15 protein-coding genes are annotated in these 16238 nt (G+C 65.3%); 10 read left to right on the top strand and 5 right to left on the bottom strand.

Going from position 1 to position 16238, the window contains the following annotated elements; translation table 11 throughout:
• Nucleotides 1-22: 22 nt before the first annotated feature.
• Nucleotides 23-1012, top strand: coding sequence for an EAL domain-containing protein (locus ACFTR6_RS05070; protein WP_377957100.1), 990 nt, complete (start codon nt 23-25; stop codon nt 1010-1012).
• Nucleotides 1013-1178: 166 nt separating this feature from the next.
• On the top strand, nt 1179-1598 hold the full coding sequence (locus tag ACFTR6_RS05065; RefSeq protein ID WP_076799969.1) for a hypothetical protein: 420 nt from the start codon (nt 1179-1181) through the stop codon (nt 1596-1598).
• Nucleotides 1599-1742: 144 nt separating this feature from the next.
• On the opposite strand, the gene hxlA is transcribed toward ACFTR6_RS05065, so the two are convergent.
• Complete coding sequence (hxlA, locus tag ACFTR6_RS05060; protein ID WP_076799340.1) at nt 1743-2366, bottom strand: 3-hexulose-6-phosphate synthase; 624 nt, start codon at nt 2364-2366, stop codon at nt 1743-1745.
• 197 nt (nt 2367-2563) lie between these two features.
• On the opposite strand from hxlA, the gene ACFTR6_RS05055 reads away from it, so the two are divergent.
• From ACFTR6_RS05055 to ACFTR6_RS05045, 3 genes are all read left to right on the top strand, one after another.
• A complete protein-coding gene (locus tag ACFTR6_RS05055; RefSeq protein WP_157365296.1) occupies nt 2564-3883 on the top strand; it encodes a response regulator transcription factor family protein in 1320 nt (439 codons plus the stop codon).
• Between the two features lie 41 nt (nt 3884-3924).
• Nucleotides 3925-4497: a GNAT family N-acetyltransferase gene (locus ACFTR6_RS05050; protein WP_076799967.1), complete on the top strand. Its 573-nt coding sequence runs from the start codon at nt 3925-3927 to the stop codon at nt 4495-4497.
• A 168-nt stretch (nt 4498-4665) separates the two neighbouring features.
• Nucleotides 4666-5475 carry an IclR family transcriptional regulator gene (locus tag ACFTR6_RS05045; RefSeq protein ID WP_076799965.1) on the top strand — a complete coding sequence of 270 codons (810 nt, stop codon included), beginning with the start codon at nt 4666-4668 and terminating at the stop codon, nt 5473-5475.
• A gap of 91 nt (nt 5476-5566) precedes the next feature.
• On the opposite strand, the gene ACFTR6_RS05040 is transcribed toward ACFTR6_RS05045, so the two are convergent.
• Nucleotides 5567-6772 carry an NAD(P)/FAD-dependent oxidoreductase gene (locus tag ACFTR6_RS05040; protein WP_377957099.1) on the bottom strand — a complete coding sequence of 402 codons (1206 nt, stop codon included), beginning with the start codon at nt 6770-6772 and terminating at the stop codon, nt 5567-5569.
• Between the two features lie 343 nt (nt 6773-7115).
• Here ACFTR6_RS05040 and ACFTR6_RS05035 point away from each other — a divergent pair, with 343 nt between their 5' ends.
• The 3 genes from ACFTR6_RS05035 (at nt 7116) to ACFTR6_RS05025 (ending at nt 10525) form a co-directional block, all read left to right on the top strand.
• Complete coding sequence (locus ACFTR6_RS05035; protein ID WP_076799962.1) at nt 7116-9014, top strand: BCCT family transporter; 1899 nt, start codon at nt 7116-7118, stop codon at nt 9012-9014.
• Nucleotides 9015-9120: 106 nt separating this feature from the next.
• Nucleotides 9121-10251, top strand: coding sequence for a GTP 3',8-cyclase MoaA (gene moaA, locus ACFTR6_RS05030; RefSeq protein ID WP_377957098.1), 1131 nt, complete (start codon nt 9121-9123; stop codon nt 10249-10251).
• Nucleotide 10252: 1 nt separating this feature from the next.
• Nucleotides 10253-10525 carry a MoaD/ThiS family protein gene (locus ACFTR6_RS05025; RefSeq protein ID WP_377957097.1) on the top strand — a complete coding sequence of 91 codons (273 nt, stop codon included), beginning with the start codon at nt 10253-10255 and terminating at the stop codon, nt 10523-10525.
• Between the two features lie 206 nt (nt 10526-10731).
• Here the strand turns inward: ACFTR6_RS05025 and ACFTR6_RS05020 are convergent, their stop codons facing one another.
• Together ACFTR6_RS05020 and ACFTR6_RS05015 are read right to left on the bottom strand one after the other, a co-directional pair.
• Nucleotides 10732-11043 (bottom strand): DUF6457 domain-containing protein, encoded by a 312-nt coding sequence (locus ACFTR6_RS05020; RefSeq protein ID WP_076799958.1) that lies wholly within the window; start codon nt 11041-11043, stop codon nt 10732-10734.
• 195 nt (nt 11044-11238) lie between these two features.
• Complete coding sequence (locus tag ACFTR6_RS05015) at nt 11239-12324, bottom strand: inositol-3-phosphate synthase (RefSeq protein ID WP_076799957.1); 1086 nt, start codon at nt 12322-12324, stop codon at nt 11239-11241.
• Nucleotides 12325-12930: 606 nt separating this feature from the next.
• Here ACFTR6_RS05015 and ACFTR6_RS05010 point away from each other — a divergent pair.
• Complete coding sequence (locus tag ACFTR6_RS05010) at nt 12931-14388, top strand: MFS transporter (protein WP_087874017.1); 1458 nt, start codon at nt 12931-12933, stop codon at nt 14386-14388.
• A 91-nt stretch (nt 14389-14479) separates the two neighbouring features.
• Here ACFTR6_RS05010 and ACFTR6_RS05005 read toward each other — a convergent pair whose 3' ends face one another.
• Nucleotides 14480-15160 (bottom strand): GntR family transcriptional regulator, encoded by a 681-nt coding sequence (locus tag ACFTR6_RS05005; protein ID WP_087874018.1) that lies wholly within the window; start codon nt 15158-15160, stop codon nt 14480-14482.
• Between the two features lie 120 nt (nt 15161-15280).
• Here ACFTR6_RS05005 and purU point away from each other — a divergent pair, with 120 nt between their 5' ends.
• The gene (gene purU / locus ACFTR6_RS05000) at nt 15281-16195 is read left to right on the top strand and encodes a formyltetrahydrofolate deformylase (protein ID WP_377957096.1); all 915 of its coding nucleotides are present in this window, start codon (nt 15281-15283) and stop codon (nt 16193-16195) included.
• Nucleotides 16196-16238 lie beyond the last annotated feature (43 nt).

The following is a 16238-nucleotide window of genomic DNA, read 5'->3' as shown; positions in this document are numbered from 1 at the left end:
ACCGAGGGGTAGTGTGATGGCCATGGACGAGTCGCCCGCAAACGGTGAACTGACACCGGAGCTGTTCTCCAACGTGGACCGCGCAACCCTTCGGCGCCAGGTGTTGGAGATCATCAGCGACGTCCTCGCAGACTCGGATCCGCAAAAGGCCTGGGCCAGGGAGCAGCTGCTTGACCTCCTGGCGGCCCACTTGGATGACCCCGAACAGGCCCTCCTGCACCATCTGATCAGCACCAGGAACGTCCCTGCCTCGTCCCACGAGAATCAGCCGGAAGACTCTTCCGGGGACGTCCCGAGGATGCTGATGACGGCGTTCCAGCCCATCAGGCTGCTGGCCGGCGGAGAAGTGATCGGGGTTGAGGCGCTGTCACGGTTCGTGAGCCATGAAGGGACCAGCGCAGACGTCTGGTTCCGGGGGGCAGCGGCCATGGGACTGGGGCCGGACCTGGAAATCGCCGCCCTGCATCTCGCCCTGGCTGCAGCAGGAGAGATTCCGGCGCACCTCTTCGCGTCCGTCAACCTGAGCCCCACCGCCTGCGCCGACCCCCGCGTTCAGGCGCTGATGCTGGGAGGGGCCGTCGCCCCGGACAGGCTGGTCATCGAAATCATGGGCGACATTGCGGACCGGGAACTCGCGGCCCTCGCCGAGGTCCTGAGCCCGCTGCGCCAGCATGGTGTGCGCCTCGCCGTGGACGGATCCGGGCCGGGCGCCACCTCCGCGAAGCAGATCCTCCATCTGCTCCCCGACATCATCAAGGTCGACCGCGATTTTCTCTGTGGCCCCGCCGCCTCGGGCGGCCGCCCGGCCACGAGCCCCTTCGTTTTAGCCCTGGCCGAGCAGACCGGCGCAACGCTTTCCGCGGAAGGAATCGAAACCCGCGAGCAACTCAACGCCATCACGGAACTGGGAATCTCGAGGGGCCAGGGCTACCTGCTGGGCAGGCCCTCGGTGGACCCGCGGGACTGGGCAGCCTGGACCGGCGATCCTGAGCCGGTGGAAGACCGCGAATAAAGCACGCGGACCCTGGATGCCCGCAACCTGTGAAGCTGGGAATTCCCTCTTAATCTGCCCTGCGGGCTTTTTGTCGCAGCCAAGCGGGCGTAACTTTCGAGAAAGGGCCTTCTCTCCGCTGCACCCGCGCTGGAGATCTCGGCCGCCGGGTCCGGAAGAGGCCAACATGAAGATACTGACACGCAGGGCCGCCGCCGTGGCCGGCATCGCCATCCTCGTGGGCGCGGCAGGCAGCGGAACTCTCTCCGCACAGGGACAGGGCCAGCAGCAGGTGACGGAGGAGGTTGTGATCCTCATATCTGCTGTTTCCCGGGATCACCAGGACCACGGGGAACACCGCCGCAGCACCCACATCCACCGCGCCGACTGGTCGGAGCGGAACGGGAGTTCCCACGGCAGGACCGGCAAGAGCAGGACAGGGCAGAACTGGTCGGCGGAGGTCGGGGTGGAGGCAGCCGCTGAAACCAGGGTGTGGGGCCAGGCCAGCCGTCAGCCATCCGTCAGCGCTGGCGTGGAAGTGGTGCTCAAATCCCTGCCCGGCGTCGATGCCACCGGCGGGGATTCAGCCGAAGAATCGTGCTCCTAGCCGGCCCCGGATGACCCAGCGCCAGCCCGCTCTTCAGCAGCATTAAACGCCGACGGCGGCCCCCACCTTTTGGTGAGGACCGCCGTGCGGCGGGGACTGAAGTCAGCCCCATGTTGCGAAGAGCCCTTTGTTGCGGAAAGGCCCCTAGACGATGGCGGCGCGGAGTTCCTTTGCGGCCTGTGCGGGGTCCTCGGCACCGTAGATGGCGCCGCCGGCGACGGCGACGTCGGCGCCGGCCTTCTGGACGTCACCGATGGTGGCCAGCTTCACGCCGCCTGCCACGGAGAACGGAACACGGGCCTCGGCACCGGCGCGGAGCAGACCGTTCAGGTCGAAGCCGGGCTTGGCCTGCTCGTCCAGGCCGGCGTGCATCTCAACGAACTTCGCACCCAGGGCGCGGACTTCCTTGGCACGGGTGACCTTGTCCTCGATGCCGATGAGGTCAACGACAACGCCCTTGTTGTGGGCCTGGGCTGCCTTGACCGCACCGGCGATGGTGGAGTCGTCGGCGGAGCCGAGAACGGTGACCAGGTCCGCGCCGGCCTTGAAGGCGATGTCGGCTTCGAGCTCACCGGCGTCCATGGTCTTCAGGTCGGCGAAGACGATCTTCTCCGGGTGGGCGTTCTTCACGGCGGTGATGACCGAGAGGCCTTCGGCCTTGATCAGCGGGGTGCCCAGTTCGATGATGTCAACGTGCTCGGCAACCTTGCCGGCCAGCTCGAGGGCAGCTTCGGTGGTCAGGAGGTCGATGGCAACTTGGAGCTTCATGGTGTTTATTCCTTTGCTGGTGAGATCTTTCAGGATTGGTTTCTCCCTGGTTCCATCCTCGAATGCCAGGCGGGTGGGCGCCACGACATTATCGGACGGTCTTTCCCACCCAAAGGGATAGGTGCCATGCCGGATTTCGATACAATGGACAGGTGCCCGCCACTCCCCAAGCCACCACGCCTTTCCCCGTGCCGGAGATGCCGGAGAGCGCAGGTCCGCTGCTGGAGGCCATCGCGCAACTGTCCACGGCTCCGCTCACCGAGATTGCCCAGCGGCTGCACCAGGCCACCCGGCCGTACCTGGACAGTACCGCCATGGTGATTTTTACCGAGGATTGCACAGGCCGGCCGCAGAAGAAGTCCGGCGCGGAGTCCGTCATCAGCCAGGTTTCCATTGCGGAGCTGGACGCCGTCAGATCGTTCCTGGACGGGCATGAAACCTGGCAGGGCCGGGCACCTATCGGCGGGCAGGAGCACCCGGTCCTTGCCCTCCCCTCACCGACGAATGCGTTGCTGGTTCTGGTCGATCCGCGGCCGGCGGCGGGACAGGACGCACCCGGACAGGACGCACCCGGACAAGACGTACCCGGACAACTTGCGGACCTGACGGGACAAGACGTGCCGTGGCTGGTCCGCTACCTGTGGAACCTCGCGGCGGAGCGTATCCGGGAAAAGGTGGCGGATGCACCGCCGTCGTACCTCATCGAGTCCCGGGCGGCGTCCGCCGAACGGGTCAGGGTGACGGCGGAGCTGGTGGACCGGCACTCAACGACGCTGGAGACCCTGCTGGCCGCACTGCGCTCCCCCGCGCTGGCCGACGACGCGGCGCGGAAGTCCGCCACCGACGTCGCCGCCAAGGCCCTGGTGGAACTGCGCACGCTCAACGACCGGACCACCGAACTTGTCGAAGAGCCTGTTGCCACGGCCTTCCAGCGCCTCCGCGAGGATCTCCGCCCGCTCACGCACTTCAGCGGCATCGATGTCCAGTTCATCGAGCCGCCGGTCAACGGCCGGGCACTTCCCGGGGAAGTGGCACATGCTGCCCGGGCCATCGTCCGCGGCCTGGTGCTCGCCATGGTTGAACAGCCGGAAGTACGGCGCATCCGCACCCAGTGGGACTGCGACGGCGAGAACCTCCTCATCAACGTCCGCGACGACGGCATGGGCAATCTTTCCACCGATGCCCCCAGCATCGCCCGGCTGGCGCAACGGGTGGAGGTCCTGGACGGGCGCATGACGATGGACCTGATGCAGGGCTGGGGCGCCGACATCGCCGTCACCCTGCCGCTGGACCCGCCGGGGCGCAAACTGCCCGACGCCGCCGCCTGGGACCTGGGCGAGCGGGAACTGGAGGTGCTCCAACAGCTCGCCGCCGGGCAGCGGAACCGGACGATTGCCGCGAAGCTGCACCTGAGCGAGAACACCGTGAAGTTCCATCTCCGCAACATCTACCGCAAGCTCGGCGCCACGTCGCGCACCGAGGCCATCGCGATGGCGCACAGCAGCGGGCTGCACTAGCGGCCCTTGCCCCCGCCCGAAACCGGTGACAGGGTGGCGGCATGGCGATCGAAGTCCGTCCCGCGACGCAGTTTGAGGACGTGAAAGCGGTGGTGGGGCCCAAACGGCCTGACGCGACCGTCTGCTGGTGCCTGAGCTACCGCATCCCCTCCAAACAGAACTTGGAGCTGCGGGGCACTGCCCGCGGGGACCTGGTCCGGGATCTGCTGACGCAGGATCCGCCGCCCGGCGTGCTGGCGTACGACGGCGGGGAACCAGTCGGGTGGGCGGGTGTCCATCCGCGCGCCGATACCAGCTTCGCCCGCAACCGCCGGATCCCCCACGTGGACGATCTGGAGGTGTGGTCCGTGTGGTGCATCCGGGTCCGCCCGGGGTACCGGGGCCGGGGAATTTCCCACCGGCTGCTGCAGGGCGCCGTCGACTTTGCGCGCTCCTACGGCGCGCCCGCCATTGAGGGCTATCCGGTGGACAACCAGGGCAGGAAGGTGGACCTGACCATGGCCTACGTCGGCACCCGCAGGCTCTTTGAGGCGGCAGGCTTCACCAAGGCCGCCGATACCGATTCCGTCCTCAACGGCTTCCCGCGGGTGCTCATGCGCCTTGGTCTCCGCTGAGCCGGCCGGCCGTTGGATCCAGGAACCGGAATGCACGACGTCGGTAATCGGCTTAACGTAATGTCAGCTAAGTCACACTTTCCCCGTAGGATCAGGAGTGTGGGATCGGCCACGGGGCCGATCCATTCCCGGCAAAGCAGCCGAAGAAACTAACTGAGAGTATGGATCATGGCTTCGAACATTGTCCTTGAATCCGATGCCGACGGTGAAGGCAGCCAGCAGGGCGGCGTCCAGTCCGTCGATCGAGCCCTCGCTGTCCTGGAGATCCTGGCCCGCGACGGCGATGCAGGCGTGAGCGAAATCGCCGAGGAAATGGGCATCCACAAATCCACCGTATCCAGGCTGCTCGGTTCCCTGGTGACCAGGGAGATTGTTCACCAGAACAGCGAACGGGGAAAATACCAGCTCGGCTTTGGCATCCTTCGCCTGGCCAGTTCCATTCCCGGCCGGCTGAGCCTGGTCCGGGAGGCGCGCCCTGTGCTCGAAAGCCTGGCGGAGGAGTTCAAGGAAACCGTCAACCTCGCCGTTCTCCGCTCCAACTACGCCGTCAACGTGGACCAGGCCATGGGGCCGTCAACCCTGGCCACCTACGACTGGGTGGGCAGCCTGACGCCCTTGCACGCGACGTCGAGCGGGAAGGTTCTGCTGGCAGCGCTGGCGGCAGATGAACGGGAACGCATCCTGGAGGAGACAGGGCTTCCGGCCCGGACCCAGCGGACCATCACCGACCGCGACAAGCTCGAAAAGCAGCTTATCGACGTCGCCCACGACGGTTACGCAGTGGTCCTTGAAGAGTTTGAAATTGGGCTGAACTCCATGGCGGTGCCGGTCTACAACCACTTGGGAACGGTGATCGGCGCGGTCAGCATCTCCGGCCCGGCCTTCCGCTTTGACCCGGAGAAAACACCCGGCCTGATCGATGGCCTGAGCCAGGCCGGCATGAAGATCAGTTCGAACATGGGCTACACCCGGCGTTAAAAACCGCTGGTTGAGCTTGTCGGGGTTTCGACAGGCTCAACCAGCGGTTACAGGTCAACCAGCAGTTGCTGCTCAATCAGCAGGAAGGCGGCTACGGTTTGGTTGCCGCCGCCAGGCCCTGCGGCGTCTCCGCCCGCGGCGCCGGAACGGCCAGGCTCCTGCGCCACTTCGTGAACAGCCGTGGCTGGTTCATGCCCAGGACCGCGACGGGAACGTCTTCGCGGTAGTAGATGGCGAGGAAATTGTGCTCCTGCGGATCGCCCGCCTCAATCTCCAGGCGGTCGTAGCCGGCGGAGTGGCCGGCGAACTGGATCTTCACGCCGTGCTGGTCCGACCAGAAGTACGGCGGCTTCAGCGGCTGAGCCGGGGCGTCGTCGTCGAGCAGGGCCTGCACCGCAAGTGCAGCCCGCTCCAGGGCGCCCGTCCAGTGCTCCACCCGGCGGTGCCTGTCCACAGCGGCATCGAACCAGGCGGCGCAGTCGCCCACGGCGACGATGCCCGGAACATTGGTGCGTCCCATCGCATCGCACAGCACACCGCCGTCGACCTCAACACCGGAACCGGCGAGCCATTCAACATTCGGCTCCGCACCGATGCCCACCACCACAACGTCGGCGGCGAGCTCCCGGCCGTCCGCCAAACGGAGCCCCGTCACGCTGTTGCCGGCGCGGTGGAACTCCTCGATGCCGGTGCCGCAGACCAGGTTCACCCCATTGGCCGCATGGAGCCTGGCCACCACGGAACCCATGTCCTCGCCGAGCTGCGCAGTGAACGGGACCGGGCCGTTGTTGATCATGGTCACCTCCATTCCCCGTGAGGCGGCGGAGGAGGCAACCTCGGCGCCGATGAAGCCGGCACCGATCACGATCATGCGGCCACCGGCCACCAACCTGGGCGTCAGCGCCTGGGCATCGGCCATGGTCCGCAGGCAGGAGACATTCTCCAGGCCGGCGAGGGCGGGGATTTGGCGCGCACGAGCACCGGTGGCGATGACGATGCGGTCGGCAGTGACGGTGCCGCCGTCGTGCAGGCGGATGGTCCGGGCAGCCGCATCCAGTCCCACGGCACCGCCGCCCAGAATCCACTCCGCGTGCAATCCGTCATCATCGGTCTCAAGGAACAGGTCCTCTGCCGTAATGGTGCCGAGCAGGAAATCCTTGGAGAGCGGGGGCCTGTCGTAGGGACGGTGATGCTCATCGCCAATGATGACCAGCCGTCCGGAGAAGCCTTGAGCGCGGGCCGCCCTGGCCGCCGAAAGACCGGCCAGCGAGGCTCCCACAACCGCAAGCGTCTGCATAAATCACTTCTTCCTTAATTGCTTGATGCGCAACGAAAGTCACGATATGCAACAGCGTGGCCCATCTCATATGTAGTGTCAATAAGTGACGGGAGCAACAGCAGGGTCTTGACATAGCGTTGTGACGTAAAGCACTCTGTTGCTGTGGACGAAACGCGTTGATTATCGCGGAACGGTGCAAACGAGAGGATCCGTCGCTCCTCCCCCGACGGAACTGCCGCTCCGCATACACGTAACCAAGATTGTCGATGGCGACAATCGAATCCGAGGATGAGCCAACCTGCCGCCGGCGTGACAGCCGGCAGCAGCTGTGCCGCCCCAAATCCAGATAAGGAAACCCCTTATGACAATCAATAGTGACGTCACTATCGATGAAAGCAGTGAAGACGGTCGGGCCTCGGGGGTGGAACCGACCTTGGAACGGGAACCTGTTCCTCCCCAGGAAGACCTGCAAATCCTTCAGGCCCTCCGGGAAACCGAATCAGAACATGAAGAAGCACGCCGCAGCAGCCAGCTGTTCCGCAAGGGAGGCATCGACAAGGTAGTCTTCGGCGTCGCCGGACTGCTCACGCTCGCCTTTGTTATCTGGGGATTTGCCGGCAGGGAGAACCTGGCCTCCACGTCCCAAGTGGTCCTGGACTGGGTCATGAAAAACACCGGCTGGCTGTTCGTCGCCCTCTCCTCCCTGTTCGTGGTCTACGTGCTGTGGCTGGCGCTGAGCCGCTTCGGAAACATTCCGCTGGGCAAAGACGCGGAAAAGCCCGAGTACTCCATGGTCTCGTGGGTCTCCATGATGTTCGCCGCAGGCATGGGCATCGGCCTGATGTTCTACGGCGTGGCCGAACCGCTTTACCACTACATCTCCCCGCCGCCGGGCACGGTTGACGGCCAGACGCCCGCGGCCATCCAGACCGCGATGGCAACCTCAATCTTCCACTGGACCCTGCACCCGTGGGCCATGTATGCGGTGGTGGGCGTTGCCATGGCCTACGGCACCTACCGCCTGGGCCGGAAGCAGCTCGTTTCCAGCATCTTCACGTCCCTGTTCGGCATCAAGCGCGTGGACGGCCCCCTCGGCAAGCTCATCAACATGCTGGCCATCTTCGCCACGCTGTTCGGAACGGCAGCATCGCTCGGACTCGGAGCCCTGCAGATCGGCAGCGGCATGGCCTCCAACGGCTGGATCGGCGGCCAGCTCGCCACCCCCGTGCTCGTGGTGATCGTTGCCGTGCTCACAGCCTGCTTCGTGGCCTCGGCGGTCTCCGGAATCAGCCGCGGCATCCAGTGGCTGTCCAACATCAACATGGTCCTGGCTGCGGTCCTGGCCGTCATCGTGTTCGTTGCCGGGCCCACGCTCTTCATCCTGAACCTGATCCCGGCTGCAGTCGGCGACTATGCTCGGGACCTGGCCGAGATGGCTTCCCGGACCGAGGCCGTCGGCGACGACGCCTTGCGCACGTGGATGTCCGGCTGGACCATCTTCTACTGGGCCTGGTGGGTTTCCTGGACCCCCTTCGTAGGCCTGTTCATCGCCCGCATCAGCCGCGGCCGCACCATCCGCCAGTTCGTCACCGGCGTCCTGCTGGTCCCCAGCATCGTCAGCGTGATCTGGTTCGGCGTCTTCGGCGGTGCCGCCGTCAACATCCAGTCCGCGGCAGATGCCACCCCGGATGCCGGCGACGGCCTGGCCACGATCGTGGACGGGACTCCCTCGATTTCCTTCGACGGTGCCCTGTTCGACCTGCTGCACAACCTGTCCCTGCCCACGGTCATCGCCGCCGCGGTGTCCGTCCTGGCGATGGTCCTGGTGGCCATCTTCTTCGTCACGGGCGCCGACGCAGCCTCCATCGTGATGGGCTCGCTCAGCTCCGACGGTGCTGAAGAACCGCGCCGCGGCGTCGTTATCTTCTGGGGCACCCTCACCGGCGCCGTCGCCGCAGTGATGCTGCTCGCCGGCGGTGACAAGCCCGCCGAGGCGCTCTCCGGACTGCAGCGGATAACCATCGTGTCCGCGCTGCCCTTCGTCATCGTGATGTTCCTGATGTGCTTTGCCCTCACGAGGGACCTGCGCAGGGACCCGCTGTCACTGCGGAGCCGGCTGGTTACATCCGTCGTCGAGCGCTCCATCCGGAGCGGGGTGGAAAAGCACGGAGGCGTCCAGTTCGATCTTGTGACCAAGCACGAATGCGATGAACGGTGCGCCAAGGGTGAGCTTGATCCCAGCGGGGACAAGCACCACTAGGCACGGAAAACACTGAAAAAAGAGCGGCCGGACCCCGGTATCACCGGGATCCGGCCGCTTTCACACTCATCCAAAAACGCCACCCCGGAAAGGGAACCTCAAACTCATGACCGTCCAGCTGGGCTTGCCTGTCCTGCGCAAGGAAGTCCCCAGAACCAGCCTCCTGCAGGCACCGCCGCAGCGGCCGGCCGGACAGCCCTCGGGACTGTTCGACCGTTTCGGCCGGCGTGCCACTGACATGCGGCTGTCGGTGACGGACAAATGCAACCTGCGCTGCACGTACTGCATGCCTGCCGAAGGCCTGGAGTGGCTCCCCCAGCCGGCCGTAATTACCGCTGCAGAGATCGTACGGATCGTGGGGATCGGCGTCGGGCATCTGGGCGTCAGGGAACTTCGCCTGACAGGCGGTGAACCGCTGGTCCGGGGCGACCTCGTGGAGATCGTCAGGGCACTCCGCGGCCGCCATCCGGATCTTCCCATTTCCATGACAACCAATGCGGTGGGGCTGGACAGGAAAGCGCAGGCACTGAAGGACGCGGGCCTCACGCGGATCAATGTCTCCCTTGATTCCCTGCACGAAGAAACCTTCGCCAAGATCACCCGGCGCCCCTACCTGAACCGCGTGCTGGCCGGCGTCCAGGCAGCCTCGGCCGCGGGCCTCGGCCCGGTCAAGATCAACGCCGTGCTCATGCGGGGCATCAACGACGGCGAAGCAGCAGGGCTGCTGGCATGGGCCCTTGGGAGCGGCCATGAGCTGCGGTTCATCGAACAAATGCCGCTCGACGCCGACCACGGCTGGTCCCGGCGAGAGATGATCACCGCAGCGGAAATCCGGGAGCTTCTGGCCACCGAGTTCGTGCTCTCCCGCGATCCCGGGGAGCGCGACGGCGCACCCGCCGAACGCTTCCGCGTTCAGCGCCGGAACCCGCTCACCGAAGGAACCGCCGGCCCCGTGCTGGGCACGGTGGGAATCATCGCCTCCGTCACGGAGCCGTTCTGCTCGGACTGCCGGCGAACCCGAATCACGGCCGAGGGCACGATCATGAGCTGCCTCTTCTCCCGCCAGGAGTTCGACCTTCTGGGCCTCCTGCGGGCAGGTGCGTCCGACGACGAACTGGCGCGCCGCTGGGAGGATGCCATGTGGGCCAAACCGAAGGCGCACGGCAGGGAACAGACAGGGCTGGATGCAGACGACTTCGTCCAGCCGGACCGCACTATGAGCGCCATCGGAGGCTGACTTGGCAGTACTGGTACGTTACTTTGCCGCTGCGGCGGCCGCTGCCGGCACCACGGAGGAACATTACCGCCTCGCCCCCGGCTCAACACTGGACGACCTCCTGTCCGAAATCGTCGCGGCAAACCGGCCCCGGCCACCGGCCGGCACACCGGAGCTGAACAGGCTCCTGACCAGGAGCAGCTTTCTCCGGAACGAAGTCGCTGTCCGCGACCGTTCGATAGCACTCGGCCCGGAAGACGTACTGGACGTCCTCCCGCCCTTCGCGGGCGGCTGACCCTCTCCCTACCGACGGGCGCGTCCCAACGCGTCTTAATTAGAAAGGCACCCACATGGCCCTAACAGCGTCCACAATGGCGGATGTAGAAATCGAACGTGGCGAAGACCGCGCACTGGATGACTGCGACTACCACGGGTGCTTTTTCTGTTCCGGCCCTGAGACCGACTGACTAATGCCACCCACTGACTGACGGGACCGACCGACTATTGCGACGCCGCCCCGCCGGTCCTGCCGTCCGTCCAGTTCCGGCACAGCTCGAATGCGATTTCTGCGGCCCGGGCTGTCGCGTTCCTGGAGGCCTCGGAACCGGCCTTCTCGGGTGCGGTTTCCTGCCCCGCCACGTATCCCACCATGAACGCTGTCACGGGTGCCGCAGCATGAATCACTGAATCGGCGGACTTCCTCGCCAGATCCAGCAACAGCTCCTGATCGACGTCGAGGGACGGGATCTGCAACGCCCTCGCCAGCTGCTCGTACCACGCACTCAGGATCTGCATTTCATCGTCGCCGGCCATGATCTCTCTCCTTGCTGGGTACCCGTTGAGGCTTCATCTCGAAGCTGGTGCCCCGACCTTACAAGGCGTGGCGGCGTAAGTCACCGGTAGATGCTCCCCCGCCCGGAGGTGAGAGAGCATCGTGTCAAAACCTGCAGGGAGTGGTAGGGCGTCGGCCTGAAACCTGCAGGAAGTGATAGAGCGTCGGGAAGGGTCTTAGCGGTCGAGGTCGCCGCGGATAAAGGCCTCGACCTTTTCGCGGGCGAGGTCGTCGTTGAACTGCTCCGGCGGGGACTTCATGAAGTAGCTCGACGCCGAGACCAGCGGACCGCCGATGCCCCGGTCCAGGCCGATCTTCGCCGCACGGATCGCATCAATGATCACACCGGCCGAGTTCGGCGAGTCCCACACCTCCAGCTTGTACTCCAAAGACACCGGCGCGTCACCGAAGTTCCGGCCCTCCAGGCGCACAAACGCCCACTTCCGGTCATCAAGCCACTGCACATAATCGGACGGACCGATGTGCACATCCTTGGCCGACAGCTCGGCCTCGACGTTCGAGGTCACGGCCTGGGTCTTGGAAATCTTCTTCGACTCCAGCCGGTCACGCTCCAGCATGTTCTTGAAGTCCATGTTCCCGCCCACGTTCAGCTGGTACGTCCGGTCCAGGGTGACACCCCGGTCCTCGAACAGCTTCGCCATGACGCGGTGCGTGATGGTGGCCCCGATCTGGCTCTTGATGTCATCACCCACGATCGGGACACCGGCTGCGGTGAACTTATCCGCCCACTCCTTGGTGCCCGCAATGAACACCGGCAAAGCGTTCACGAACGCCACCCCGGCATCAATCGCGCACTGCGCATAGAACTCCGCAGCCTCCTGCGACCCCACCGGCAGGTAGCACACCATGACATCCACCTGCGCGTCCTTCAGCGCCTGGACCACGTCAACAGGCTCCTCGGTGGACTGCTCAATGGTCTCAAGGTAGTACCGGCCCAGGCCGTCCAGGGTGTGGCCGCGCTGCACCGTGACACCGGTCGGCGGGACCTCCGCCAGCTTGATCGTGTTGTTCTCACTGGCCAGGATCGCATCCGCCAGGTCATGCCCGACCTTCTTGCCGTCCACATCAAACGCGGCCACAAACTGCACATCACGGACGTGGTACCTGCCGAACTCCACATGCATCAGACCCGGAATCGTGGCCCGCGGGTCAGCATCCCGGTAGTAATGGACACCCTGAACCAGCGAAGCGGCACAGTTACCCACACCGACAATAGCTACACGAATCGGATTCGAAGACACGGAACTCCTTTGGGGGAAAAGCTGTTGCCGGGCCGGGACTGAGGGCACCGGCCGGCAGGGGCAGAAGCGATCTCGGACCACCCGAGGCACCGCCCCCTGCGGTGCCGATCTCATCCGAACATGCTGCCTTCCATCGTCCCCCGCGGTCCCGGACGCGCGCAATGTCACGATCGGGCGGTAGCGCCTACCCAAACGGGCAGGTGGTGCGAAATTCACCCTTCAGATGGCCGCGCCGTCGAAAGTCATGTTCTTGACAATGACTGTGAGCTGACGCACTCTGTTGCATAAACCGAACCCTGTTGATTCATGCGGAACACGAGAGGATCACACGTGCTCACGCACCTCCTGACGAACAAGGTGCTTCTTGCCCACGCCCTGCCAGCCTACGAGTCCGCTCTCCCGGCGGCGTTAGCTGCAAGCAGGCGGGCCCATTCTTCGCACTGGATCCCTTGACCCGCCCCCGGCCGCAGTGCCGGTCCCATATAGAAAGTCATAGTCCCGGACGGCGGCTTCCCCAACCCTGGAGTCCGAGGACCAGCCGAACCTGTCCGCGGGGCCGCAGCTCGCTGCACGTCCGTCCCGTCAATACCCAGTAAGGAACCCCTTATGACAATCAAAGGTGATGTCACAACCGAGCCAAGCAGTAAGGATAGACAGGCCTCCCGCCGGCTCACGGCGTCCGACGTAAACGTCGTGGACCAGCGGATGCTCAAGAAGGCCCTCGGCGGCACAGTGGTGGGCAACACCATGGAGTGGTACGACGTCGGCGTGTTCGGCTACCTGATCACCACCATGGGCCCGGTGTTCCTGCCGGAGGCAGACAGGACCGTCCAGACGCTGTTCCTGCTCGGCACGTTCGCGGCCACCTTCATCGCCCGCCCGATCGGCGGCGTCGTGTTTGGCTGGCTTGGCGACAAGGTGGGGCGGCAGAAAGTCCTCGCGGCCACACTGATGCTGATGGCGGCCAGCACCTTCGCCGTCGGCCTGCTGCCCGGCTACGCACAGATCGGCGTCTGGGCCGCCGCGCTGCTGGTGCTCCTGAAGCTCGTGCAGGGCTTCTCCACCGGCGGGGAATACGCCGGCGCCACCACGTTCCTGTGTGAATACGCGCCCGACAAGCGGCGCGGGTACTTTGCCAGCTTCCTGGACATGGGTTCCTACATCGGCTTCGCCCTGGGCGCTGCCACCGTCTCAGTCCTGCAGATCACCCTCGGCGAAGCCGCGATGGAGGAATGGGGCTGGCGGCTGCCGTTCCTGGTGGCCGGGCCGCTGGGCCTGGTGGCCATCTATTTCCGGAACAGGATCGAAGAGTCCCCCCAGTTCCAGGCAGCCCTGAACGCGCAGGAGTCGGCCGCCGTCGAAGCCGCCTCCGGCGATGCGGCTGTTGCCAAGGGCCCCGTGGGCATCATCGCTGCATACTGGCGCCCGATCGTGCTGGCGATGATCCTCGCCGGCGCCGCCAACACCGTCGGATATGCGCTGACGTCCTACATGCCGACCTACCTGACGGAATCCAAGGGCTACGACCCCGTGCACGGAACCCTGCTGACCATTCCGGTGCTGGTGGTCATGGCGCTGTGCATCCCGCTCACCGGCAAGCTTTCGGACCGCATCGGAAGGCGTCCCGTGCTGTGGATCGGCGCCGGAAGCACAATCCTGTTCGCCGTCCCCGCCTTCACCCTGATCGGCATCGGCGAGACCTGGTCCACGCTGGCCGGCCTCGCCCTGGTCGCCTTCCCCGTGACGTTCTACGTGGCCAACCTCGCCTCGGCGCTGCCTGCACTGTTCCCCACTTCGGTCCGCTACAGCAGCATGGGCATCGCCTACAACTTCTCGGTGGCCATTTTCGGCGGAACAACCCCGTTCCTCATCCAGGCCCTGATCGAGGCCACGGGCGACGACATGGCCCCCGCGTACTACCTGATGGCGACGTCGGTCATTGGGGCGATTGCCATCTACTTCCTGCGTGAATCCGCCCGCCGGCCGCTGCCGGGCTCCATGCCGAGCGTGGACACGGTAGAGGAGGCGCACGAGCTCGTCGCTTCCCAGCAGGCGTGGCGCTAGGCCCACGCGAGCATAAAGCAGTGTCCCCGTCGTGAGAACGACGGGGACACTGCTTTATGGGCGGCATTCAGGTGCGGACAGGGCTGGCTGGTCAGGCAGCAAACAGGGCGGTGCGCACGGCCTTTTCAAAGCCGTCCACGTGGGCGCGGGCCATCTCTGCCGCCCGGGCCTCGTCGCCGTCGATCACCGCTTCCAGCAGGTCAACGTGCTCGTGCACGTGCCCGGAAAGGTTCGGCAGGCGGTCGAGCACCATGCACCAGATGCGCGTTGCCAGGTTGTCATAGCGGATCAGGGCGTCTTCCAGGTGCGGGTTTGCCGCGGCGGCGTAGATTCCCTGGTGCACCCTGGCATCCAGGCGCAGGGTCTCCACGACGGATGCGCTGTCAACATCGAAGGCCTTCACTTCCTCCACGATGAGGCGGAGGCGGTCCCGCACGGCCGGGGTGGCCACACGCGCAGCCCGGGCAGCCGCCAGAGGCTCGAGCTGCGCACGGATTTCCGAGATAAAGGCGAGGTCGGTGACCTCCACGCGCGTTGCGAACGTGCCGCGCCGTGGATACGTCACCACGAGCCGGTCCACTTCAAGCCGTTTCAGCGCCTCCCGGACGGGGGTGCGCCCCACGCCGAGCTCCTTGGCGATCCCCTCGTCATAGAGCGGATCTCCGGGCCGGATCTCCAGGGTCAGCAGCCTGTCACGTATCCGTTCATAGGCCACATCGGCCAGCGACCTCGAGCCTCCGGCCTCCGTCGTCGCCAAAGCTTCAAACGCCACCGCTCCGCCTCTCCTATGGGCCAACATTCGACTATTGACCTCATCCGCACACCAGTATACGCTGGCCATCAGCCCTGATATATCAATAAGGTGATCAACCATATATCTAAAGGATTAGAGATGACCGTTGTGGATACAGCCACTAAAAGCAGCCCGGCGCCGCAGACGGAAGCCGCTGCAGAAACCAAGACCGGCAAGTTCGTGCTCACACTGTCGTGCGCACAGCGTGCCGGCATCGTCCAGGCCGTGACCACCTTCCTGTTCGAGCGCGGGTTCAACATCGAAGAGCACCAGCAGTTCGACGACGGCCTCCGCCAGACCCTGCACCTGCGCACGGCCTTCTCCGGCGCAACCGGGTACGAGCTGCAGAAGCTCGAAGACGAGTTCCGGCCCATCGCGGAACGCTTTGACATGAAGTTCAGCGTCCACGACGAGACCAAGCAGCGCGTTCTGGTCATGGTGTCCAAGTTCGGGCACTGCCTCAACGACCTGATTTTCCGCTGGCGCGGCGGCAGCCTCGGCGGCGAGCTGGCCCTGGTGGTTTCCAACCACGAGACGCACCGGGCCATGGCCGAGGCCGCAGGCCTTCCTTTCGTGCACATCCCCGTGACTCCGGAGACCAAGGCGGACGCCGAGCGGCGCCTGCTCGAACTCGTCGACCAGTACAACATCGACCTCGTCGTCCTGGCCCGGTACATGCAGGTGCTTTCCGATGACCTGTGCCGGTCCCTCGAGGGCAGGGCCATCAACATCCACCACTCGTTCCTGCCGGGGTTCAAGGGAGCACGCCCCTACCACCAGGCCTACGACCGCGGCGTCAAGCTGGTGGGCGCCACCGCCCACTACGTCACGGCAGACCTCGACGAGGGCCCGATCATCGAGCAGGAAGTCATCCGCGTGGACCACAGCTTCGGACCAGGCACGCTCTCCACGGTCGGGCAGGACGCGGAAGCCCTGGCACTTGCCCGCGCCGTCCGTTGGCACTGCGAGCACCGCGTGCTGATTGACCAGGCCAGCACCATCGTCTTCCGCTAAGCAGCCGGCAACAGGCCGCAGCAGCCCACCAAACTATTCAGCA

It is taken from the genome of Arthrobacter sp. NPDC057009 (assembly GCF_042673905.1).
Lineage (GTDB): Bacteria > Actinomycetota > Actinomycetes > Actinomycetales > Micrococcaceae > Arthrobacter.
The sequence above is the reverse complement of the archived record's forward strand: the minus strand, read 5'-3'. Positions and strand labels throughout refer to the sequence as shown.